The sequence below is a fragment of the Rhodanobacter sp. Root627 genome, from assembly GCF_001427835.1.
Lineage (GTDB): Bacteria > Pseudomonadota > Gammaproteobacteria > Xanthomonadales > Rhodanobacteraceae > Rhodanobacter > Rhodanobacter ginsenosidimutans.
In genome coordinates this window covers 1,255,277-1,276,436 of record NZ_LMGW01000001.1, presented here as the reverse complement: position 1 = coordinate 1,276,436, position 21,160 = coordinate 1,255,277, and the positions used below count along the sequence as shown (strand labels likewise).

General features: G+C 66.5%; 18 protein-coding genes, 4 tRNA genes and 1 other RNA gene. 16 read left to right on the top strand and 7 right to left on the bottom strand.

Annotated elements, in window-relative coordinates:
• The first annotated feature begins 101 nt into the window (after positions 1 to 101).
• From kdsB to ASD68_RS05950, 5 genes are all read left to right on the top strand, one after another.
• Positions 102 to 872, top strand: a complete 771-nt coding sequence (gene kdsB, locus ASD68_RS05970) for a 3-deoxy-manno-octulosonate cytidylyltransferase (protein WP_056604501.1) — start codon at positions 102 to 104, stop codon at positions 870 to 872.
• Complete coding sequence (locus tag ASD68_RS05965) at positions 869 to 1,336, top strand: low molecular weight protein-tyrosine-phosphatase (protein WP_056604499.1); 468 nt, start codon at positions 869 to 871, stop codon at positions 1,334 to 1,336. The genes kdsB and ASD68_RS05965 overlap by 4 nt, the downstream gene beginning before the upstream one ends.
• A gap of 53 nt (positions 1,337 to 1,389) precedes the next feature.
• A complete protein-coding gene (gene uvrC / locus ASD68_RS05960) occupies positions 1,390 to 3,228 on the top strand; it encodes an excinuclease ABC subunit UvrC (protein WP_056604497.1) in 1,839 nt (612 codons plus the stop codon).
• A 71-nt stretch (positions 3,229 to 3,299) separates the two neighbouring features.
• Positions 3,300 to 3,905 carry a CDP-diacylglycerol--glycerol-3-phosphate 3-phosphatidyltransferase gene (pgsA, locus tag ASD68_RS05955; RefSeq protein WP_056080002.1) on the top strand — a complete coding sequence of 202 codons (606 nt, stop codon included), beginning with the start codon at positions 3,300 to 3,302 and terminating at the stop codon, positions 3,903 to 3,905.
• Between the two features lie 37 nt (positions 3,906 to 3,942).
• A tRNA-Gly gene (locus ASD68_RS05950) sits at positions 3,943 to 4,018 on the top strand.
• Positions 4,019 to 4,264: 246 nt separating this feature from the next.
• Here the strand turns inward: ASD68_RS05950 and ASD68_RS05945 are convergent.
• On the bottom strand, positions 4,265 to 4,852 hold the full coding sequence (locus tag ASD68_RS05945) for a DNA-3-methyladenine glycosylase (RefSeq protein ID WP_200945330.1): 588 nt from the start codon (positions 4,850 to 4,852) through the stop codon (positions 4,265 to 4,267).
• A 131-nt stretch (positions 4,853 to 4,983) separates the two neighbouring features.
• On the opposite strand from ASD68_RS05945, the gene ASD68_RS05940 reads away from it, so the two are divergent.
• Positions 4,984 to 5,700, top strand: a complete 717-nt coding sequence (locus ASD68_RS05940) for a uracil-DNA glycosylase family protein (protein WP_056604495.1) — start codon at positions 4,984 to 4,986, stop codon at positions 5,698 to 5,700.
• 32 nt (positions 5,701 to 5,732) lie between these two features.
• Here the strand turns inward: ASD68_RS05940 and ASD68_RS05935 are convergent, their stop codons facing one another.
• Positions 5,733 to 7,154: an FAD-binding oxidoreductase gene (locus ASD68_RS05935; protein ID WP_056604492.1), complete on the bottom strand. Its 1,422-nt coding sequence runs from the start codon at positions 7,152 to 7,154 to the stop codon at positions 5,733 to 5,735.
• Between the two features lie 177 nt (positions 7,155 to 7,331).
• On the opposite strand from ASD68_RS05935, the gene ASD68_RS05930 reads away from it, so the two are divergent.
• From ASD68_RS05930 to ssrA, 4 genes are all read left to right on the top strand, one after another.
• Positions 7,332 to 7,407, top strand: a tRNA-Gly gene (locus ASD68_RS05930).
• A gap of 56 nt (positions 7,408 to 7,463) precedes the next feature.
• Positions 7,464 to 7,537: transfer RNA gene (locus ASD68_RS05925), tRNA-Cys, on the top strand.
• Positions 7,538 to 7,684: 147 nt separating this feature from the next.
• Positions 7,685 to 7,771: transfer RNA gene (locus ASD68_RS05920), tRNA-Leu, on the top strand.
• Positions 7,772 to 7,861: 90 nt separating this feature from the next.
• Positions 7,862 to 8,216: a transfer-messenger RNA gene (ssrA, locus tag ASD68_RS16560) on the top strand.
• An 86-nt stretch (positions 8,217 to 8,302) separates the two neighbouring features.
• Here the strand turns inward: ssrA and ASD68_RS05915 are convergent.
• Together ASD68_RS05915 and ASD68_RS05910 are read right to left on the bottom strand one after the other, a co-directional pair.
• Positions 8,303 to 9,493, bottom strand: a complete 1,191-nt coding sequence (locus ASD68_RS05915) for a cation:proton antiporter (RefSeq protein ID WP_056079989.1) — start codon at positions 9,491 to 9,493, stop codon at positions 8,303 to 8,305.
• Between the two features lie 58 nt (positions 9,494 to 9,551).
• A complete protein-coding gene (locus ASD68_RS05910) occupies positions 9,552 to 10,943 on the bottom strand; it encodes an MFS transporter (protein ID WP_056605228.1) in 1,392 nt (463 codons plus the stop codon).
• A gap of 265 nt (positions 10,944 to 11,208) precedes the next feature.
• Here ASD68_RS05910 and rnk point away from each other — a divergent pair, with 265 nt between their 5' ends.
• The 3 genes from rnk (at position 11,209) to epmA (ending at position 15,050) form a co-directional block, all read left to right on the top strand.
• Complete coding sequence (gene rnk, locus ASD68_RS05905; protein WP_056079987.1) at positions 11,209 to 11,619, top strand: nucleoside diphosphate kinase regulator; 411 nt, start codon at positions 11,209 to 11,211, stop codon at positions 11,617 to 11,619.
• Positions 11,620 to 11,704: 85 nt separating this feature from the next.
• Positions 11,705 to 14,089 (top strand): NAD-dependent DNA ligase LigA, encoded by a 2,385-nt coding sequence (gene ligA / locus ASD68_RS05900; RefSeq protein WP_056605225.1) that lies wholly within the window; start codon positions 11,705 to 11,707, stop codon positions 14,087 to 14,089.
• Complete coding sequence (epmA, locus tag ASD68_RS05895) at positions 14,082 to 15,050, top strand: EF-P lysine aminoacylase EpmA (protein ID WP_056604490.1); 969 nt, start codon at positions 14,082 to 14,084, stop codon at positions 15,048 to 15,050. Before ligA ends, epmA begins: the two co-directional genes overlap by 8 nt.
• A 48-nt stretch (positions 15,051 to 15,098) precedes the next feature.
• Here epmA and aqpZ read toward each other — a convergent pair whose 3' ends face one another.
• Positions 15,099 to 15,830: an aquaporin Z gene (gene aqpZ / locus ASD68_RS05890; protein WP_056604488.1), complete on the bottom strand. Its 732-nt coding sequence runs from the start codon at positions 15,828 to 15,830 to the stop codon at positions 15,099 to 15,101.
• Between the two features lie 196 nt (positions 15,831 to 16,026).
• Here aqpZ and ASD68_RS05885 point away from each other — a divergent pair, with 196 nt between their 5' ends.
• Entirely contained in the window at positions 16,027 to 17,370 is a 1,344-nt protein-coding gene (locus tag ASD68_RS05885; protein ID WP_056604486.1) for an MFS transporter, read from the top strand.
• On the opposite strand, the gene ASD68_RS05880 is transcribed toward ASD68_RS05885, so the two are convergent.
• Entirely contained in the window at positions 17,337 to 18,020 is a 684-nt protein-coding gene (locus tag ASD68_RS05880) for a DUF2461 domain-containing protein (RefSeq protein WP_056604485.1), read from the bottom strand. The two genes, ASD68_RS05885 and ASD68_RS05880, sit on opposite strands and share 34 nt — an antisense overlap.
• Before the next feature lie 60 nt (positions 18,021 to 18,080).
• On the bottom strand, positions 18,081 to 19,529 hold the full coding sequence (gene sbcB / locus ASD68_RS05875) for an exodeoxyribonuclease I (protein ID WP_056604483.1): 1,449 nt from the start codon (positions 19,527 to 19,529) through the stop codon (positions 18,081 to 18,083).
• Positions 19,530 to 19,604: 75 nt separating this feature from the next.
• Here sbcB and orn point away from each other — a divergent pair, with 75 nt between their 5' ends.
• Positions 19,605 to 20,171, top strand: a complete 567-nt coding sequence (gene orn / locus ASD68_RS05870; protein ID WP_056079971.1) for an oligoribonuclease — start codon at positions 19,605 to 19,607, stop codon at positions 20,169 to 20,171.
• 36 nt (positions 20,172 to 20,207) lie between these two features.
• A complete protein-coding gene (gene folP, locus ASD68_RS05865; RefSeq protein WP_200945329.1) occupies positions 20,208 to 21,116 on the top strand; it encodes a dihydropteroate synthase in 909 nt (302 codons plus the stop codon).
• The last annotated feature ends 44 nt before the right edge of the window (positions 21,117 to 21,160 follow it).

Sequence of the window (21,160 nt, the reverse complement as noted above, 5' to 3'; positions counted from 1 at the left end):
GATTCGCAATTCGCAACAGCAAGAGCATCGCGCACAGGGTGCGCTCCTACCTTGTTGCAGGGCGGCAAGGTAGGCTTGGCGCCTTGCTTGCCGAGGTCGCCATGCCTGATCCCTCCTTCATCGTCGCCATCCCCGCGCGCTACGGTTCCACCCGCCTGTCGGCCAAACCGTTGCGGCCGATCGACGGCGTGCCGATGGTGGCGCGCGTGGCGCAGCGGGCGTTGCAGGCCGGCGCCACGCAGGTGGTGGTGGCGGTGGACGACACGCGCATTGCCGAGGCGTTGGCCGGGCAGGGTGTGGAAGTGTGCATGACCCGCGCCGACCACGCCTCGGGCAGCGACCGCCTGGCCGAATGCGTGGCGCATTACGGCTGGCCCGACGATGCCATCGTGGTGAACCTGCAGGGTGACGAGCCGTTCGCGCCGGCGGCCGGCATCCGCGAGGTGGCGCGTGCGCTGGCCGAGGACGACGCGCCGATGGCGACGCTGGCTGCGCCGATCGAGGACGCACACGAGCTGTTCGACCCGAACGTGGTGAAACTGGTGCGCGGCGCCAATGGCCGTGCGCTGTACTTCAGCCGCGCGCCCTTGCCGTGGGCGCGCGATGCATTCGCGGCAAGTCGTGACGCCTTGCCCGCCCATACGCCATTCCTGCGCCATATCGGCATCTACGCCTACCGGGCCGGCTTTCTGCGCCAGTACACCCGGCTCTCGCGTACGCCGCTGGAGCAGGCCGAGTCGCTGGAGCAACTGCGCGTGCTGGAACACGGCCACGCCATCGCGGTGCGTCTGTCGCCCGAACCGTTCCCGCCCGGCATCGATACCGAGGCGGACCTGCTGCGTGCCGAAGCCTGGTTGCGGAGCCAGGCATGAGCACGCCGCGCATCCTGTTCGTCTGCCTCGGCAACATCTGCCGTTCGCCGCTGGTGGAAGGCGTGGCCCGCAAGCGCTGCGCCGAAGCCGGGTTGTCGGTGGCGCTGGCATCCTGTGGTACTGGCGGCTGGCATGCCGGCAACGGCGCGGACCCGCGCATGCGTGCGGCGGCCCGCGCGGCGGGGTTCGATCTCGAAAACCATCGCGCACGGCAACTGCAGTCGGCGGATTTCGATCGCCATGACTGGTTGCTGGCGATGGACAGCGACAACCTGCTCGAACTGAATCGCCTGGCACGACCCGGCGCCGCAGGGCAGGCCGCGTTGTTCCTGCCGTGGGCCGGGGTGACGTCGGTACAGGATTTCCCCGACCCTTATTACGGCGAAGCCGAGGGCTTTCGGCAGTGCGTGGATCTGGCCGAGCGCGGCGTTGCCGGGTTGATCGAGCGCCTGCGTCAGCGCTGAACCGCACGTTGCCGCGGCGCGGCGTACCTGGCCAAAACGGCTAGAATCAGCACATGCAGTCACCATCGTCGCCGGCCTTCGACGGCAAGGCCTTTGTCCACACGCTTACCGGCTCGCCTGGCGTCTATCGTTACTTCAACGCGGCGGACGAGTTGCTCTATGTCGGCAAGGCCAGCAACCTCAAGAAGCGGGTGGGTAGCTATTTCCTGAAGCCGCGGATGGAGCCGCGCATCGCCGCGATGGTGGCGCAGATCGCGCGCGTGCAGATCACCGTCACCCGCACCGAGGGCGAGGCGCTGCTGCTGGAATCGCAGCTGATCAAGTCGCTGAAGCCGCGCTACAACATCCTGCTGCGCGACGACAAAAGCTACCCGTACATCTACCTCTCCAGCGGTGAGGACTACCCGCGGCTGGCGTTCCACCGCGGCGCACGCAACCTGCCGGGACGCTATTTCGGGCCGTATCCCAGCACCTGGGCGGTGCGCGAAAGCCTCAGCCTGATGCAGAAGCTGTTCAAGGTGCGCCAGTGCGAGGACAGCTATTTCCGCAACCGTTCGCGGCCCTGCCTGCTGTACCAGATCGGTCGCTGCAGCGCGCCCTGTGTCGGCCTGATCAGCGTGGCCGATTACGCGCAGGACGTGCGGCATGCCGAGATGTTTCTGGAAGGCCGCAGCAGCGCCGTGATCGACGAGCTGGCCGAGGCGATGGAGCAGGCCAGCAAGGCCTTGAACTTCGAGCGCGCGGCCAAACTGCGCGACCAGGTGGCCACCTTGCGCCAGTTGCAGGCGCAGCACCACGTGCAGGGCGCCAGCGCCGACATGGATGTGCTCGCTTGCTGCATCGAGGCGGGCATGGCCTGCGTCAGCGTGCTGTTTTTCCGCAACGGCATCAGCCTGGGTACGCGCGATTTCTTCCCGCGCCTGCCGCTGGATGCCGAACCCGCCGACGTGCTCACCCAGTTCATCGCGCAGTACTACCTCGACCGGCCGGTACCGCGCGAACTGGTGCTGGGTGAAGACCTGGCCGACCAGCAGATCCTGGGCGACATGCTGGCGCAGCACTCGGGCCATCCGGTGGAATTGAAGGCCAGCGTGCGCGGCGAACGGGCGCGCTTCCTGCAGATGGCCCAGCGCAACGCGCAGGCCTCGCTGACGGGTCGTCTGGCCAGTCGGCAGACGCTGGGTACGCGCTTCGACGACCTGCAGAAGGTGCTGGGCCTGGACGAGCCGCCGCGGCGCATCGAATGCTTCGACATCAGCCACACCATGGGCGAGGCCACCGTGGCCTCGTGCGTGGTGTTCGGCCCCGAGGGCCCGGAAAAATCCCACTACCGCCGCTTCAATATCGCCGGCATCACGCCCGGCGACGACTACGCGGCGATGCACCAGGCGCTCACCCGACGCTTCCGCAAGCTGGCCGAAGGCGAGGGCGCGCGGCCGGACATCCTGTTGATCGATGGCGGCGCCGGCCAGGTGGCGCAGGCGCTGGATGTGCTGGACGACCTGGGCGTCAGCGGCATCGTGGTGGTCGGCGTGGCTAAGGGGCCGGGCCGGCGCGCCGGCGAGGAAACCCTGGTGCTGGCGCGCGACGATCGCACCCTCGGCGGCGAACTGCATCCCGGTTCCTCATCGCCCGCGCTGCATCTGGTGGCGGCAGTACGCGACGAAGCCCACCGGTTCGCCATCAGCGGCCACCGCAAGCGGCGCGAGAAGGCACGCGAGCGCAGCGTGCTGGAGGACGTGCCGGGCATCGGCGCGCGCCGCCGCTCGGCGTTGCTGAAGACCTTCGGCGGCATGCAGGGCGTGGAAGCCGCCGGTGTCGAGGAGCTGATGCAGGTGAAGGGCATCGATCGCGGGCTGGCCGAACGCATCTACGCCATGTTGCACGGCTGAACACCGCAGCAGTTTTCACTCACCGACTGCGCGCGTGCGTGAGACACTGTGACAAATCACTGGATCGAATCATGCGCATCAATCTGCCGACCTGGCTGACCTTGTTCCGTGTTGCACTGCTGCCGGTCATGGTCGTCGTGTTCTACCTGCCGTTCCCCGGCCACAATGCCACCGCGGCGGTTGTTTTCCTGCTGGCCGCGTTCACCGACTGGCTGGATGGCTACCTCGCGCGGCGCATGAACCTCACCTCCGCCTTCGGCGCGTTCCTGGACCCGGTGGCGGACAAGTTGATGGTGGCGGTGACGCTGTTCCTGCTGGTGGAATCGCACCGCGGCGGCTGGCCCGGGATCCTGATGGCGGTGACCGCGGCGGTGATCGTGGGGCGGGAAATCAGCGTGTCGGCGTTGCGCGAATGGATGGCTGAAATCGGCATGCGCGCCACGGTCAAGGTGGCTTTCATCGGCAAGCTGAAGACCGTCATGCAGATGGTGGCGCTGGTGGTGCTGATCGTGCAGCACGAGAAAGCCGCCGAGGCGTTGCGGCTGTACCACATCGGCGAAGCGCTGCTGGTGATCGCCGGCGTGCTCACGATCTGGTCGGGCCTGCATTACCTGCGCGCGGCGTGGCCGATCCTCAGCGCCGACACGCAATCAGCGGCAAAAAGCAAAAACGCTTGACGCTCCGGATTCACGTATTAGAATGCGCGGCTCCAATGCGGGAATAGCTCAGTTGGTAGAGCACGACCTTGCCAAGGTCGGGGTCGCGAGTTCGAGTCTCGTTTCCCGCTCCAGAATTCGATCCGCCGGGCCGATGGGCCCCTCGCGGATTCCTCGAAAAGGGAGCGAAAGCTCCCTTTTTCGTTTCCGGATCTGGGCTCGGTGAAAGCGGCGTTCGCCGCGCTGCCCTGGTCCCTGTATCTGCGATCGACACGTCTGGCTGGGTCCTGCGCGGCTCGCGAGAACGGCTACGACGAGGCAGCTTTCACGAATCTCCCGCCGCCACCGGTCTCGATGACGCGCGCCTGCGCGACATCGACCTACCGACGCGAGACGTGGGGCTCATCGGCGACGTACCAGCGCCATGGCTCGTCGGCGGCCTGGGAAACCCCTACGCGTGAGGTTTCGATCGGCTTGGCCGGTGGCGGCGTGCCGTCATCGACGATGGTCAGGCTGCCGAGCCCGCCGACGAGGTCGAGGCCATCGCAGCTTCCGTCGATGTCGAACGCCTTGCACAGGCGGGCAGGCCCGCGACACAAATCCCGGTCGCGCCGACAGGCCGCACGCGCCGCGCGCATCCGCTCCAGGCCGGTCAATGGCGCCAACGCCCGCAGCAGCACGCCCACGCCTTCATCCACTTCCCCGCAAACGGCGTTGCAACACCAGTGCATGCCGTAGGTGAAGTACACATACATATGTCCAGCTGGCCCGAACATGCTGGCATTGCGCCGACTCTTGCCGCGGTAGGTATGCGCGGCCGCGTCGTTGGCGCCGCAATAAGCCTCCACCTCGACGATGCGGCCGCTGCGCCCGTCGTCGCGCAGCAATACCTTGTTCAACAAAGCCGGCGCCACCTCGCGCGGGTCGCGCTGGTAGAACCCCCGGTCAAGCAAAATGCAGCTGGACATGCTGTCCATATCCTCGTTGCCCGCAGACAGCGGGTTGTCACCCGCCAGCGTAGCCGAAGGCACATATCGGGCGGCTGACTGCCTACCCCAGCGTTACACTGCCACGTTATCCGCTGCGTTCCACCCCACAGATGACCACCACCGGCCTGATCAAGATCGTCCGAAAATTCGCGCGGGACATCGACCAGTTGCGCTGGAACACGCCCAGCCATGTCTATAACCCGCTCGTGTATGCGTGGAGCGCGCACCGCGAATACCTTCAGCGCTACGGCGCCGTACGCGGGCGCGTGTTGCTGCTGGGCATGAATCCGGGACCGTGGGGGATGGCGCAGACAGGCGTGCTGTTCGGTGACGTGGCGATGGTACGTGATTGGTTCCACATCGCGTCGCGACTGCGCGAACCGCTGCCGCCACAGCATCCCCGCTATCCGATCCTCGGCATGGCCTGCCATCGCAACGAGGGCAGCGGCTCGCGCGTCTGGCGTTGGGCGCAGGCGCGCGTGGGTACGCCCGAGGCGTTCTTCGAGCGCTTTTTCGTCTGGAACTACTGTCCGCTGCTTTTTCTCAAGGATGGACGCAACCTCATTCCGGAGCGGCTGGACAAGGCAGAAGCCGACGCCCTGATGGCGCTGTGCGACAGCGCGCTGGCAGCCGTGGTCCATGTATTGAAGCCATCCGTTGTGGTGGGCATCGGACGCTATGCGCAGCAGCGCGCCACCGCCGTACTCGGCGCGGACGCGGATGTGCGCTATCTGCTTCACCCCAGCCCGGCCAATCCGGCGGCGAACCGGAACTGGCCCGCGCTGGCCGAGCAGGTGCTTGGACCCTGGCTGCCACCAGCGCCCTGATCGAACGTCGAGCCGCCGTTGCGCAGTGGCGTTCACGAATCGGCGATCAGCACCTTGCCGGGGTTCATGGTGCCGTGCGGGTCCAGCGCGTGCTTGATCGTGTGCATCAAGGCGAGCTCGATCGGATCCTTGAATTGCGCGAGCGCGTCGCGTCGGAGCTGGCCGATGCCATGCTCTGCACTGATCGATCCGCCAACGCGGCCTATGTGGGCGTGCACCACGTCGAAGATCGCCTCCTGCCGTGCCAGCAAGGCGATATCGGTCCAGCCGGCACCAGGGGCGACGTTGTAATGCAGGTTGCCATCGCCCAGATGGCCGAAGATGACATGGCGCACGCCGGGAAAGATGTGTTGCAGGGCTTCGTTCGTGTCGCGCACGAATTCGGCCATGCGCGACACGGGAATCGAGATGTCGTGTTTCACCGCCTTGCCTGCCGCCTTTTCCGCCAGCGGAATGCTTTCGCGCAGATGCCACAAGGCCCGGCTCTGGGCGAACGAACTGGCGATCACCACGTCGCGGGCACCGTCGTTGGCGACGGCGTCGCCCAGGACGGTCTCGAACCGCTCCCGCGCATGCGCCTCGCTTTCGCTGTCGGAAAGCTCCAGCAGCACATACCAGGGCAGCGTCGCGGCATCGCCCTCGAAGGGCAGCCGTTGGGCGGGGAAAGTACGCGTGACCGAAGCGAGGCAGTCGCCGGCCATCAACTCGAAGCCGGTCAGCGAGGCGCCGAGACCGCGCCGCGCGAGCGACAGCAGCGCGACGGCATCGTCGATCGAAGACAGCGCCACCAACGCCGTGCAGCTCGCCACGGGCAGCGGGTAGAGCCGCAACGTCGCGGCGGTGATGACACCTAGCGTCCCCTCGCTGCCGATGAACAGATCACGCAGGTCGTAGCCGGTGTTGTCCTTGCGCAAGCCGCGCAGGCCATGCCAGATATCGCCGCGTGCCGTGACCACCTCCAGCCCCAGGGCCAGTTCGCGCATCGTGCCGTAGCGAAGCACCTGGGTTCCGCCGGCATTGGTCGCCAGGTTGCCGCCAATGGTGCAGCTACCCTCGGAGCCCAGGCTCAGCGGAAACAGCCGGCCGGCCTCGCGCGCGGCGTCCTGCACCGACTGCAGCACGCAGCCGGCCTCCACATCCATGGTGTCGTTGTACGGGTCGATGGCGCGGATGCGATTCATGCGCCGCAGCGAGAGCACGACGGCGCGGCCCGAATCGTCCGGCGTGGCACCGCCGCACAACCCCGTATTGCCGCCCTGCGGCACGATCGGCACGCCGGCGGTCGCACAGGTTCGCACCACGGCGGCGACTTCGTCGGTGGAGGCGGGGCTCACCACCGCTAGCGCGTGGCCGCGGTAGCGCTCGCGCCAGTCGGTCAGATAGGGAGCGGCGTCGGTGCCTTCGCGTACATGTGCGTCACCCACGGTGGCACGCAGGGTATCCAGGACACTCATCACGGTTCGCCGCTCACGACGGGGGGAGCACACATTGTAAGCGCCGCACACGGCGGGATCGTCGCTGTCCGCGGCCGTTCGGGCTCCGTCCTTGCGCGAAGTCGGTGTCACGGCGCCGACGTTGCACAAAGGTGGCTTCACATCGGCCCTCGTTCTGCTATCATTCGCGGCTCAGATGCGGGAATAGCTCAGTTGGTAGAGCACGACCTTGCCAAGGTCGGGGTCGCGAGTTCGAGTCTCGTTTCCCGCTCCAGTTTTGCAAAGCCTCGGTTCACCGGGGTTTTGTTTTTTAAGAAGCAATTGCGCAACGGCCAGGTGGCAGAGTGGTCATGCAGCGGACTGCAAATCCGCGTACGCCGGTTCGATTCCGACCTTGGCCTCCATTGCGCAGCACGTTGCACGCCCACTTGAACCCGCCGATGGCGGGTTTTTTGTTGCCGCGGCCGCCGCTTCGAGTGCCATGGATCGCGGACCGCGCATGTTACGATTCGCGCCGCCGGCCGATGCGTCCGGCATGACCCGACATCCGCGCCCGGGTGGCGAAACTGGTAGACGCAAGGGACTTAAAATCCCTCCGCCGCAAGGCGATGCGGGTTCGATCCCCGCCCCGGGCACCAGCGTCCTGAACGGCACCGGCAACCGCCTGCGATTTGCATTGATGCCGCGCGCGGCGACCCCATATACTTGTCTGGTCATATCGTTTCCCCGGGGGTGTCCTGGCTTCGACGGGGGTAGTGAGATGACTTGGTGCATGCCGAGGGGGCAGCTTTCCTCGTAAATCCAGCAGCAAACTCATAGTTGCCAACGACGACAACTACGCTCTCGCCGCTTAAGGCGTAAGCCCCGAACCCACTTGTGCTCATGCTCGTCGGTGTAGGGTCATTATCATGAGATCGCCGAACGCTGCTGCCTGGCGGTTCTAGGCTAGATCAATCAGGCTGGTTTCGCGGTGCGCTTTGCCCACCGTGCTTGTCGCGAAACGAGATCGAACGGTGAGCTAAGCATGTAGATCTGGGCATTGAGCATCCTCGGACGCGGGTTCGACTCCCGCCACCTCCACCAATACAAGCAACAACGCAGTCCAGAAAAAGCCGAAATCCCCAAGGATTCCGGCTTTTTTTGTGCCTGGTATCACGTACGCGTGACGCTTACGAAGGTGTGCCGTCGCTGACTTCCGACCGTTTCAGCAACCACGCCAGGATCGGTGGGGTGACCATGGCGGTGAGCAGCGACATGGCCACGATCAACGCGTAGATGCGGTTGTCGAACACGCCGGCGGCGAGACCGAGGGTGGCCACCACGATGCCCACTTCGCCGCGCGGCACCATGCCGAAGCCGATGATGGTGGCGCTGCGCGTACCCAACGGCAGTGAACCCAGCCAGCCGCCGACCAACTTGGAAATCACCGCGATCCCGGTGACCACGGCCAGCATCATCAGGGTGTCGCCGTCGGCCAGTTCATGCAGGTCGATCTTGCTGCCAGTGACCACGAAGAAGAACGGCGTGAGCAACGCCAGCAGCGGTTTCACCTGTTGTTCCAGCGTGTGCTGCTGGCGGGTTTCCGAGGCGATCATGCCGGCCAGGAAGGCGCCAATGATCGCCGCCAGGCCGAACACGGTGGACAGGCAGGCCAGCCCCAGGCACAGCGCCAGCACGATCATCAGGGGCGAATGCGGGCCCATGGGCGTATCCAGCCAGCGCGAGTTCCAGCGCATCACGCGGGCGCCGCCCCAGCCGATCACCACGATGAAGCCTACGGCGCCGGCCAGCACCATCAGCAGGTGCAGCGCGTCGAACGATCCGCCGCCCTGCAGCGACACCACCACGCCCAGCAGCAGCATGGCGAGGATGTCATCGATCACGGCGGCGCCCAGGATCACCTTGCTTTCCACCCGTTGCAGCGCGCCCAGCTCCTGCAGCACGCGGGCGGTGATGCCGGCGGAGGTGGCGACGAAGGCGGCGGCCACGAACAGCGAACGGTCCCAGTCGAAACCGTTGCCGTGGGCCCACACGCTGCCCATCGCGAACGGCACGATGACGCCGATGACGCCCACCGCGAATGCAATCTTGCCGACCTTTTTCAGATCCTCCAGCCGCGTCTCCAGGCCCACGGCAAACAGCAGCAGGATCACGCCGACCTCGGCCAGCACGTCCAGCGGCGTGCCAGGGAGTATCTGCGCCGGAGTGATCCAGCCGAGCAGCGAGGGGCCGACGGCACAACCGGCCGCGATCTCGCCCACCACGCCGGGCAATTTCAGCCGCTGGGCAATTTCGCCACCGATCTGGGCCGCCACAAAAACGATGAACAGGGTGAACAGGATGCTGCTGGGGTCATGCATGTGACACGTCCGCGTGGTGAAGCGGACATGCTACATGCGCGGTGCCGTGCGGTGGTCGTCAACCCGCCGCTGGGGCGCCGGCGGGCGGGCGATCGTGCCGCAACTGGCTGAACACGCGGCTGGCCCCGGCGGTGATCGCCGCCAGGATCAGTACCGTCCAGCGGAACGCCACCACGTACTGCTCGTGGGCGTGGCCGTCCAGCATCGCCTGCATCAACAAGGTGGCCAGCGCGATGCCGAAACTCATCGCCAGGTATTGCGCGGTGGAGGCCATCGACGAGGCCATCGATGCATGCTTGATGTCGAGGTCGGTGTAGATCAGCGTATTCATCGCGGTGTATTGCATGCCGGCGAAAGCGCCATAGAAGAACGCCAGCAGGCCGATGGCCCATACCGGCGTGGTCGGGCCCAGCAGGGCAAACATGGCCAGCAGCGCAGCCACGATCAAGGTGTTGCCCAGCAGCAGCCGGCGGTAGCCGAAATGCACCAGCACCCGGTTGATCGCCCATTTGGCGATGATGGACCCCAGCGCCTGCGGCACCATCATCAGGCCCGCCGCCAGCGGTGACCAGCCGCATCCGATCTGCAGAAACAGCATCAGCAGCAGGAACATGCCCGAGATGCCCAGCCGGGTGAACAAGCCCCCGGCCAGCGCCACGCGCACGCTGCGTACGCGCAGCAGGTTCAGGTCGGCTACCGGATGCGCGGTGCGCCGGCTGTGCCACACATACAGGGCGCCCAGCGCCACCGCCGCCAGCGTGTACAAGCCGATGCGCGACCACGGCACCGGCGTGCTGCCGGCCAGCTCCGAGGCGACCAGCAGCAGCGCCGAGGCCGCGGCGAACATCATGAAACCGCTCCAGTCGAAGCGGTTGGCGCGTTCCAGCCGGTAGTCGGGCATGTCGCGCCGGTTCATCCAGTAGCCGGCGATCGCCACCGGTACGTTGATCAGGAAGATCAGTCGCCACGAGGTGTACTCGACCAGCGCACCGCCCATGAACGGGCCCAGCACCGAGCCGAGCAGGCCGAAGGTGGACACCGTACTCATGGCACGCACGAATTCGCGTTTCTCGATGCTGCGCACCAGCACGTAGCGGCCCACCGGCATCAGCGAGGCGCCGCCCACGCCCTGCAGCACGCGGGCGCCGACCAGTTGCGGCAGCGTCTGCGCCAGCCCGCACAACAGCGAGCCCAGCCCGAACACCATGATCGCGATGCCGAACACCCGCCGCGTGCCCAGGCGATCGCAGAGCCACGGGCTAGCCGGGATCAGGATCGCCAGCGTCAGCACATAACTGGTCAACGCCGTGCGCATGCCCAGCGGCGTCACGTCCAGCGCCCCGGCCATCGCCGGCACCGCCGTGTTGACCACGGTGGAATCCAGCGATTGCATGAAGAACGCCGCGGCCACCAGGTACAACAGGCCGCGAAACTGCACGCGGGACGACAGCCGCGGCGGCTCGCCGACAGCGGCCGCAGGCGGGTCGAAAGCAGGAGCGGACGGGGAATCCACGGGCGCTGGGGCAGACATGCGGTGCATGGTATCCGCCATGACGGCTTGCTTTTCGTGAGCGTCCTGCGCAGAGTTACCCTTGTTTCATCCGCCGATCGTGACTACATAGGTCCTGACGGCCATACAATGACCACACGCGCCGGGGCGGTTTCGTTCCGGCGTGTGCTTTTGTGCGGCAACGCCGCCTGCACCAGGAAGAGCCATGAGCAACAAGCCACCGATTACTGTCTCCCGCATCGACATGGAACGCATCGAAGCGTTGCTGGAACGGCTGCCCGCCGCCGAAGCGGCCCGTTGTGCCGCGCTGATCTCCGAGCTGGATCGCGCCGAGGTGGTCGAGCCCACCGCCATGCCCGCCGACACGGTGACGATGAACTCCACCGTCAGTTTCGAAGACGAGCACAACGGCGAGAAGCTCACCCTGACCCTGGTGTACCCCAATGCCGCCGGCGCGCCGGGCACCATTTCCATCCTGGCGCCGGTGGGCAGTGCGCTGCTCGGCTTGTCGCTTGGCCAGCATATCGATTGGCCCACGCCGGATGGCCATCAGCGTCGGCTGCGCGTGCTGGGTATCGACTACCAGCCCGAAGCCGCTGGCCACTTCCATCGCTGAGCATGTCGTTGCCGGGTCGCCGCCGAAGCGGCGACTCGGCGGGTTCACGCGGCCTCGCTAAAATGCGCGGGACATGGAGACGCGCATGACCGAACCCTCGCCCCCGTCTGAAGCCATCGCCCGCGCCGCCACCTTGCGGGCGGCGATCGAGCAGGCCAACTACCGCTACCACGTCCTCGACGACCCGGACATCACCGACGCCGACTACGACCGGCTGATGCGGGAACTGGAAGCGCTGGAAGCCGCACACCCCGCACTGGCCTCGACCAGCTCGCCCACGCGCACCGTGGGCGCTCGGGCGCACGGCGGTTTTGCCGAAGTGCGCCACGCCATCCCGATGCTGTCGCTGGGCAATGCGTTCGAACAGGCCGGCGATACCGAACGCGAACGCTTCCACGAGATCGCCGAATTCGAGCGACGCATCGAGCAGACGCTGGATCGCCGCGCGCCGGTATTTTCGGTGGAACCCAAGCTGGACGGCCTGGCCATCAGCCTGCGCTACGAGCACGGCGTGTTCGTGCAGGGCGCTACCCGCGGCGACGGCGAAACCGGCGAGGACGTGACCGCGAACCTGCGCACGGTGCGCGCCATCCCGCTGAAAATGCGCGGCGAGGGCTGGCCCGACGTGCTCGAAGTGCGCGGTGAAGTGATCATGCTGCGCAAGGATTTCGAGGCCTTCAACGACTACGCCCGCAGGCATGGCGAAAAGCCGCTGGCCAACCCGCGCAATGGCGCCGCCGGTTCGCTGCGCCAGCTCGATCCCGCGATCACGGCGAAGCGGCGGCTGAGCTTCTTCGCCTACGCCATCGGCGTGGTTGAAGGCGGTGAGCTGCCGCCCACCCATTCGGCCACTTTGCAGCAGTTGCGCGAGTGGGGTTTTCCGGTATCGCCCGAGGTGGATACGACACGCGGTTTCGATGGTTTGATCGCCTATTTCCAGCGCATCGGCGCCAAGCGTGACAGCTTGCCGTACGACATCGACGGCGTGGTCTACAAGCTGGACGACTATGCAGGCCAGCGCGAGATGGGCTTCGTGTCGCGGGCACCGCGCTGGGCCATCGCGCACAAATTCCCCGCGCAGGAGCAGACCACGCGGTTGCTCGACATCGAAATCCAGATCGGCCGCACTGGCGCGGCAACCCCGCGTGCACGGATGGAGCCGGTGCAGGTGGCCGGCGTCACCGTGACCTACGCCACCTTGCACAATGCCGACCAGGTCGCGCGGCTCGACGCGCGCGTAGGCGACACCGTGATCGTGCGCCGCGCGGGCGACGTAATCCCCGAAGTGGTGCGCGTCGTGACCGATCAACGCCCGGCGGACACCGTGCCCTGGACCATGCCGGCGCATTGTCCGGTGTGTGGCTCCGCGCTGATGCGTGAGGAGGGCGCCGCGGCCTGGCGTTGTTCCGGTGGACTGGTGTGCGGCGCCCAGCGCACGGAGGCGTTGATCCACTTCGCCTCGCGCCGCGCGATGGACATCGAAGGTCTTGGCCAGCGCTTCGCCGAGGCGCTGGTGGAACTGGACATCGTGCATACGCCGGCCGATCTGTACGCGCTCACCGTCGAAGGCTTCGTGGCCATGAAACAGGCGCTCGACGAGCGCGACGGCACCACGCCCGAAACGGTCAAGGCCGGCAAGGTGGCGACGCGCTGGGCCGAAAACCTGGTCGCCGGCATCGAGGCCAGCAAGCAGACCACGCTGCCCCGCTTCCTTTTCGCGCTGGGCATCATGCACATCGGCGAAAGCACCGCCAAGATACTGGCCAGCTGGCTGGGCCGGCTGGAGTTCGTGCGCAGCATGCCGGCCAGCGTGCTGCGCGTGCTGCCGGACGTGGGCGACGAAGTGGCTGCCTCCATCGCTGGTTTCTTTGCGCAGGAGGGCAACCAGCAGGTGGTTGATGACCTGCTGGCTGCCGGCATCGTGTTCAGCGATGAAGCGGCGCCGTCACCGCTGCTGCGCGAGCGGCTGGATCTGGGTGTATTGCTGGGCCTGACCGGCGTCAGCAAGCTCGGCCCCAAGAGCTGTCGCGTGCTGGCCGAACATTTCCCCAGCGTCGACAAATTGCTGGCCGGCGGCGCTGCCCACTGGATCACGGCCGGCGTGCCGCAAGCCGCCGCCGCCGCCCTGGACAACCATCTCGCCGACCCATCGGCGCTGGCCACCCTGCGCGAGACGGAAACGGCCATGCGGCGTCTGCTGGATGCCATCCCCGCCACGGCCGCCGTAGCTCGCGCCCCGCTGGACGGCCAGACCTTCGTGCTTACCGGCACCCTGGCTTCGCTCACCCGCGAGGACGCGAAAGCCCGCCTGGAAGCGCTGGGGGCGAAGGTCTCCGGTTCGGTGTCGAAGAAAACCAGCGTGGTGGTCGCCGGAGAAGCGGCGGGATCGAAGCTGGACAAGGCGCAGGAGCTGGGCGTGCCGGTATGGGATGAGGCGCAACTGCTGGCGTTGCTGACAACGCATGAGTGACGAAACGAAGAGCGTGCTTCTGCCGTCCCTGCATCTGCGTGCGCGCCTCTATGCCCTGGTTCGCTCGTTTTTCGCCGAACGCCACGTGCTGGAAGTGGAAACGCCGATCCTCTCCGCTGCCGGCAACACCGAGCCGAACATCGAGAGCTTCACCACGCATTTCAGCGGCCACGTGGACGCCGGCGCACGCGAACGCTGGCTGCGGACCTCACCCGAATACCCGTTGAAACGGTTGCTGGCGGCGGGCGTCGGCGATTGCTACGAACTGGGCCGGGTGTTTCGCAATGGCGAGGCCGGCGGGCGGCACAATCCCGAGTTCACCATGCTGGAGTGGTACCGCGTGGGCTGGGATCACCATCGGTTGATGGAGGAAACCATCGCGCTGGTGCAGGCGGCGTTGGCGATGGCGGGCAAGCGCGCTGATGTGATGGTGACGACGTATCGGCAACTGTTTCTGGACGCGTTGGCCATCGATCCCGACCAGGCCACCGTGGAAGAGCTGCGCGCACCGCTGGCCGAGTTCGGCATCGATCCCGACGGCCTGGTGCGCGATGACTGGCTCGACCTGTTGATCACCCATCGAATGCAGCCGGCGTTCCCGACCGATCGCATCACGGTGATCCACGATTACCCGGCCAGCCAGTGCGCTCTGGCCAGGGTGCGTCCTTGCGAGCCGCCGCTGGCCGAACGTTTCGAGCTGTATCTGGGGCGCTACGAACTGGCCAACGGCTATCACGAACTGAATGACGCGACTGAGCAGCGCGGGCGTTTCGAGCGCGACAACACGGTGCGCCGCAAACGTGGCGCGCGGGAGGTACCGCTCGATGAAAAGCTGCTGGCCGTACTCGGCGCCATGCCCGACTGCGCGGGCGTGGCCCTCGGCGTCGAGCGCCTGCTGATGTGTCTTGCCGGCACCGACGCGATCGCCGACGTGCTGGCGTTCCCGTTCGCCGACGCTTGAGCGCATGACGCGCGGCCCATGGGCTGCGCGTCGTGCGCCCGGATCAACTCAGACCGTATCGCCCTTGATGTCCGGCAGGGCGTCCCGATCGCTCCACAGATAACGGTAGATCAGCCCACCGATGATGCCGCCGATGATGGGCATCACCCAGAAGAACCACAGCTGGTGCACGGCCCAGTCGCCCTGGAAAAACGCCACGCCGGTGGAGCGCGCCGGGTTTACCGAGGTGTTGGTGACCGGGATGCTGATCAGGTGGATCAGGGTCAGCGCCAGGCCGATCGCGATGCCGGCAAAACCCACCGGTGCACTCCGGTGCGTTGCGCCCATGATGATGAAGATGAAGAAACCGGTCATCACCAGTTCGCACAGTGCGGCCGCGCCCATCGAATAGCCGCCCGGCGAATGCGCGCCGAAGCCATTGGAAGCAAAGCCGCTGGCCGCGGCATCGAAGCCGGGCTTGCCCGAGGCGATCACGTACAGGACCAGCCCCGCGAGAAGGCCGCCGAGTACCTGCGCGACGATGTACGGAACCACCTCCTTCAGCGGAAACCGGCCGCCGGCGGCGAGGCCGCAGGTCACCGCCGGATTGATGTGGCAGCCGGAAATATGGCCGATGGCGTAACACATGGTCAGCAAGGTCAGGCCAAACGCCAATGCCACACCGGCGAAGCCGATACCCAGTTGGGGAAATCCGGCAGCCAGCACCGCACTGCCACAACCACCCAGAACCAACCAGAACGTACCGAAGAATTCGGCCGTCATACGTTTGCCCATGTTCATTGAAATGCTCCTTGCAACGGTGTGAAAGGAAAAGCCCGGTCAACGTGAACCATCAGGCGCCGCTGCTCCCCAAGCCTCGGTCGGCGGCGACCAGAGCGTAGCAAATCAACTTGCGTGGGGTGCCGCGATCCATCACCGAGCTCGGATATTCTTGATCATCTTGCGCAACGCCCCGCCGGGTATCAGGTGCTGATTGATGGCAACAAAACCTCCCGAATTTTTCCGCGACCCTGGTGCCGACCGGACTCTTGATCGCCGTGACATCCGCACGCTGGGCCTGTCGGCGCTGGGCGGTGCGCTGGAGTTCTACGATTTCGTGGTGTTCGTGTTTTTCGCGATTCCCCTCGGTCATCTGTTCTTTCCCCCTGCAACGGCGCCTTGGCTGGCGCAGTTGCAGGTATTCGGCATCTTCGCGGCCGGCTACTTGGCGCGGCCGCTGGGCGGCATCGTGATGGCGCATTACGGCGACACGCTGGGGCGCAAGAAGATGTTCATGCTCAGCGTGTTCCTGATGGCGGTGCCCACGCTGTGCATCGGCCTGCTGCCGGTGTACGCGCAGATCGGCATGCTGGCGCCGTTGCTGTTGCTGCTGCTGCGGGTGGTGCAAGGCATTGCGGTGGGCGGCGAGGTACCGGGTGCGTGGGTGTTCGTGGCTGAGCATGTGCCGAAGCGTCGGATTGGCTTCGCTTGCGCTAGTCTGACCTCGGGGCTGACTGTCGGCATCCTGATTGGCTCGCTGATCGCGGCATCGATCAACCGCGGCATGACGCCGGCGCAGGTACTCGACTATGGCTGGCGATTGCCGTTCCTGATCGGCGGTGTGTTCGGCCTGCTTGCGGTCTGGTTGCGCCGATGGCTCAGCGAGACGCCCGTGTTCGAGGCGATGCAGGCACGCAAGGAACTGGTTTCCGGCCTGCCACTGAAGCGGGTGCTGGAGCGGCATTTGCCCGGCGTGCTGCTGTCGATGCTGGTGACCTGGATGCTCACGGCGGCGATCGTGGTGGTGATCCTGATGACACCATCGCTGGCGCAGTCGGCCTTCCATATCGCGCCGGCGCGCGCCTTCCTGGGCAACAGCGTGGCCTCGTTCGCGCTGGCGCTGGGTTGCCTGTTCTACGGCTGGCTGGCCGACCGCGTCGGGTATGCGCGCGCCCTGCTGCCGGGGGCGATCGGATTGCTGCTGAGCAGTTATGTGCTGTACCTGGATCTGCAGGCGGGCGGCGCGCATTTCATCGCGCTGTATGCGCTGGCCGGTTTCGCCGTGGGCGTGGTGGGCGTGGTGCCGGCGGTGATGGTGGCGGCGTTTCCGCCGGCCGTGCGTTTTTCGGGCCTGTCGTTTTCGTACAACATCGCCTATGCGCTGTTCGGCGGGCTGACGCCGCCGCTGATCGGTTTGCTGGTGCACCACGCCGGGGTGCTGGCGCCGGCGCATTACGTGGCGTTCACCGCGTTGATCGGTGCGGCCGTGGCGCTATGGCTGCTGGCCCGGGGCAGCGCCGTGGCGGTTCAGAATTCCAGTTCCTGCGCGGCGCAAAGGTAGTCGACCAGCGGCGCGACCTGCTTGAAGGTGGCGACCGTCCAGGGCAGCAGTTCGCTGGAGCAGGCCAGTTCCTCGCTGAAGGGCGCGGAGGCGATGAAGTCCTTGCGCTTCAGGTCGTCGATCAACTCGTGCGTGGGGTCGTAGCCGCGCGGAGGCCGGATCAGCGATTCGCCGCCCAGTTGCAGATCGCCAAATGCCTTGCCCCGCGTGGCGCGTTTCCATGCCGCCGGGTTGTCGACCAGAAACCCGCGGATGTGCTTCAGCGCATCCGGTTCGGGGTGCCACATGCCGCCGCCGGCGAAGCAGTCGCCCGGCTCGATGTGCAGGTAGAAGCCCGGCGCCTGGATTTCGTGGCGGCGCACGTGGAAGAAGCGCGAGCCCTGCCAGGGTTTGTACGGCAGCTTGTTGTTGGAATAGCGGGTGTCGCGATAGATGCGGTACAGCGAGCCGCCGTTCTTGCGCGGATCGGCGCGGTAGTGCTCGCTGATGGCCGCCAGCGGTTGCTGCATGTCGGTGATCAGTTGCAGGAACGGCTCGCGCACGTGGCGTTCGTAGTCGTCCTTGTGCGCGTGAAACCACGCGCGCTCGTTGTGACGGTCGAGCGCGCGCAGGAAGCGGAAGGTGGCGGGGGTGAAATAGCTTGTGGGCATGGCGTTTCGTTGGGGGAGAGTGAGTCGCGGTCAGGCAGATGGGGATCAGGCAAGCAGGAATCAGGCAGACAGCGGCAAGTCGAGGGCAAGCTGTTCGCCCCAGGCCTGCAACTGGTCGATCAGGGCCAATTTGCCTTGGGCGGCAGGGTCGGCCCGCAGTTCGGCCAGACGCGCGAAGTAATCGTCGAGGGTCAAACCGGTCAGCGGGGTATGGCGGGTGAGCCGGTCGCGGCAGAACTGCCGCCAGCGCTCGCGCTCGTCCGCATCCAGCGTGTCCGGCCAGTTGCGGGCGCGGTAGCGGAACAGCAGCTCCGGGTAGCGCGCATCGCGAAACGGGAATGCGCGCTCGCCCAACTGTTCCGGCGGTGTGGCGCGCACCTGGGCCAGCAGGCGCTTGTCGGCATCGGGCAGGAAACCGCCGCCATACAGGGCAAGCTCGGGGTCTTCCGGCGGCGGCAACGCGCCGGCGCGCTGGAATACGCGGCGCAACTTTTCCGCCAACCCGTCCACCGCGTGCAGGACGTCGCGGTGGGCCAGGCAGCGATCGACGTCCAGTTGCAGCCGCGCCGTGTCCACGCCCTGCAAGACAGATAGCGGCGCCAGCGCGGGCGCGTGGTTGGCGCGGACGGTACGCAGCGGGATGCGCTCGATGCCTTCGGGCAGGTCGGCGCGGGCGGTGAAGATGCGGTCGGCGATGTCGTCCTCGTCCAGCGCCAGCCATTCGGCCGGGTCGGTGGAAAGGTCGTACACGATGATCTCGCCGGCACGCGTCGGATGCGTCGCCAACGGCACGATCAGCGCCAGGCAATGCCGGTTGGCGGGGTAGCGCGAGGACACGTGCACCATCGGCGTGCGATTCACCACGTCCAGCAGCTCGAACACCTTCTGCTTGCGGCGCAGGGCGTAATACCAGTCCCACAGCCGCGGCTGGCGGACGCGGATCAGCCGCGCCAAGTCGATCAGTGCGTAGACGTCGGACAACGCATCGTGCGCACGTTCCTGTTTCAACTGGTTGGCCTGGGCCAGGTGCTCCAGCTTGAAACTGGGGGAGCCGTCCTCGCGGGTCGGCCACACGATGCCTTCCGGCCGCAGCGCCTGGCACAGGCGCACCAGGTCGATCAGGTCCCAGCGCGAGTTGCCGTTTTCCCATTCCCGCCCATACGGCTCGTAGAAATTGCGGTACAGCATCTGCCGCGTGATCTCGTCATCGAAGCGCAGCGAGTTGTAGCCCACGCCGCAGGTACCGGGCAGGGCCAGTTGCTCGTGCACGCGGGCGGCGAATTCGGCCTCGATCACACCCTCGTGCTCAGCCAGCTGGGGCGTGATGCCGGTGATCATGCAGGCGTCGGGATGGGGCGGCATTTCCCGCGGCGGCTTGCCGTAGAACATCACCGGCTCGCCGATGATCTCCAGCTCCAGCGTGGTGCGGATACCGGCGAACTGCACCGGCCGGTCGCGCCGCGGGTCGGCGCCGAAGGTCTCGTAGTCGTGCCAGAAAAAGGTCTGCATGGATGAATCATCTCACGCGCCGATCACGGGCAAGCGGGGGCAAGGCTGATAAACTGGCGCTCCCAAGGAGGACCCATGAGCCAAGCCAACGACGAGAACCTGATCTGGATCGATCTGGAGATGACCGGCCTCGACACCGACAACGACTCCATCCTGGAGATCGCCACGGTGGTTACCGACAAGGATTTGAACGTGCTGGCCGACGGCCCGGTGTTCGCCATCCGCCACGAGATCGACCAGCTGGAATCGATGGACAGCTGGAACCGGAACCAGCATCACAAATCCGGTTTGTGGCGGCAGGTGCTGATTTCCGAAACCGACCACGCCATGGCCGAGCAGGCCACGGTGGATTTCCTGCGCGCCTGGGTGCCGCCGGGCAAGTCGCCGATGTGCGGCAACTCCATCTGCCAGGACCGCCGCTTCATGCATCGCGAGATGCCGCGGCTGGAGCGCTACTTCCATTACCGCAACCTGGACGTGTCCACGCTGAAGGAGCTGGCGCGGCGCTGGGCGCCCGATATCGCCAAGAGTTTCGGCAAGGAATCGGCGCACACGGCGCTGTCCGACATCCGCGACTCCATCAGCGAACTGCGCCACTATCGCCAGTTCATGGGCCAGCTGGGCGGGCTGCACACGCCGTGACGTCGCCCCGGCGCGGCGTCACCACGAGGTAATTGCATGTCGATGGATCTGCTGGCGCCCGTACTCGATTGCCACGGCCGGCCACTGCGGCTGGATCGCCCACGCGTGGTGGGCATTCTCAACCTCACCCCCGATTCGTTCTCCGACGGTGGCAGCCACGACAGCGTGGACGCTGCCGTGGCGCACGCGCTGCAGATGGTGGAGGAGGGCGCCGACATGATCGATGTGGGCGGCGAATCCACCCGTCCGGGCGCGGCCGATGTGCCGGTGGACGAGGAGCTGCACCGCGTCATCGCGGTGATCGAACAACTGGCCTCGCGCAGCGAGGTGCCCATCGCCATCGACACGTCCAAGCCCGAGGTGATGCGCGCGGCGGTAGCCGCCGGCGCGGGCATGATCAACGACGTCTACGCACTGCGCCGTGAGGGCGCGATGGAAGCCGCCGCCGAGCTGCGCGTGCCGGTGTGCCTGATGCACATGCAGGGCGAGCCGCGCAGCATGCAGCAGGCGCCGCATTACGACGACGTGGTCGGCGAGGTGCACCGCTTCCTCACCGACCGGCTGTTCGCCTGCGAGCTGGCCGGTATCGAGCGCAGGAACGTGATGGTCGACCCGGGTTTCTGCTTCGGCAAGACGCTGGAGCACAACCTGGCGCTGCTGGCCGCGCTGGATCGCTTCACCTCGCTGGGCAGCGGCGTGTACGCGGGCTTGTCGCGCAAGTCGATGATCGGCACGCTGACCGGTCGGCAGGTACCTGCCGAGCGCGTGGCCGGCTCGGTCGCCGCCGCGTTGATCGCGGTACAGCGCGGCGCGCGCATGGTGCGCGTTCATGATGTGGCTGCCACGGTGGATGCGCTGGCGGTGTGGCAGCCGGTGCAGGCGCTGGACGCGGCGCCGCGCCGCGAGGAAAAGAGCGCGATGCCGCGCTGGCCCGACGACGATTGATCCATCCACTTCTTCCGCCGGCCGGATGGCCGGGAATGGACAAG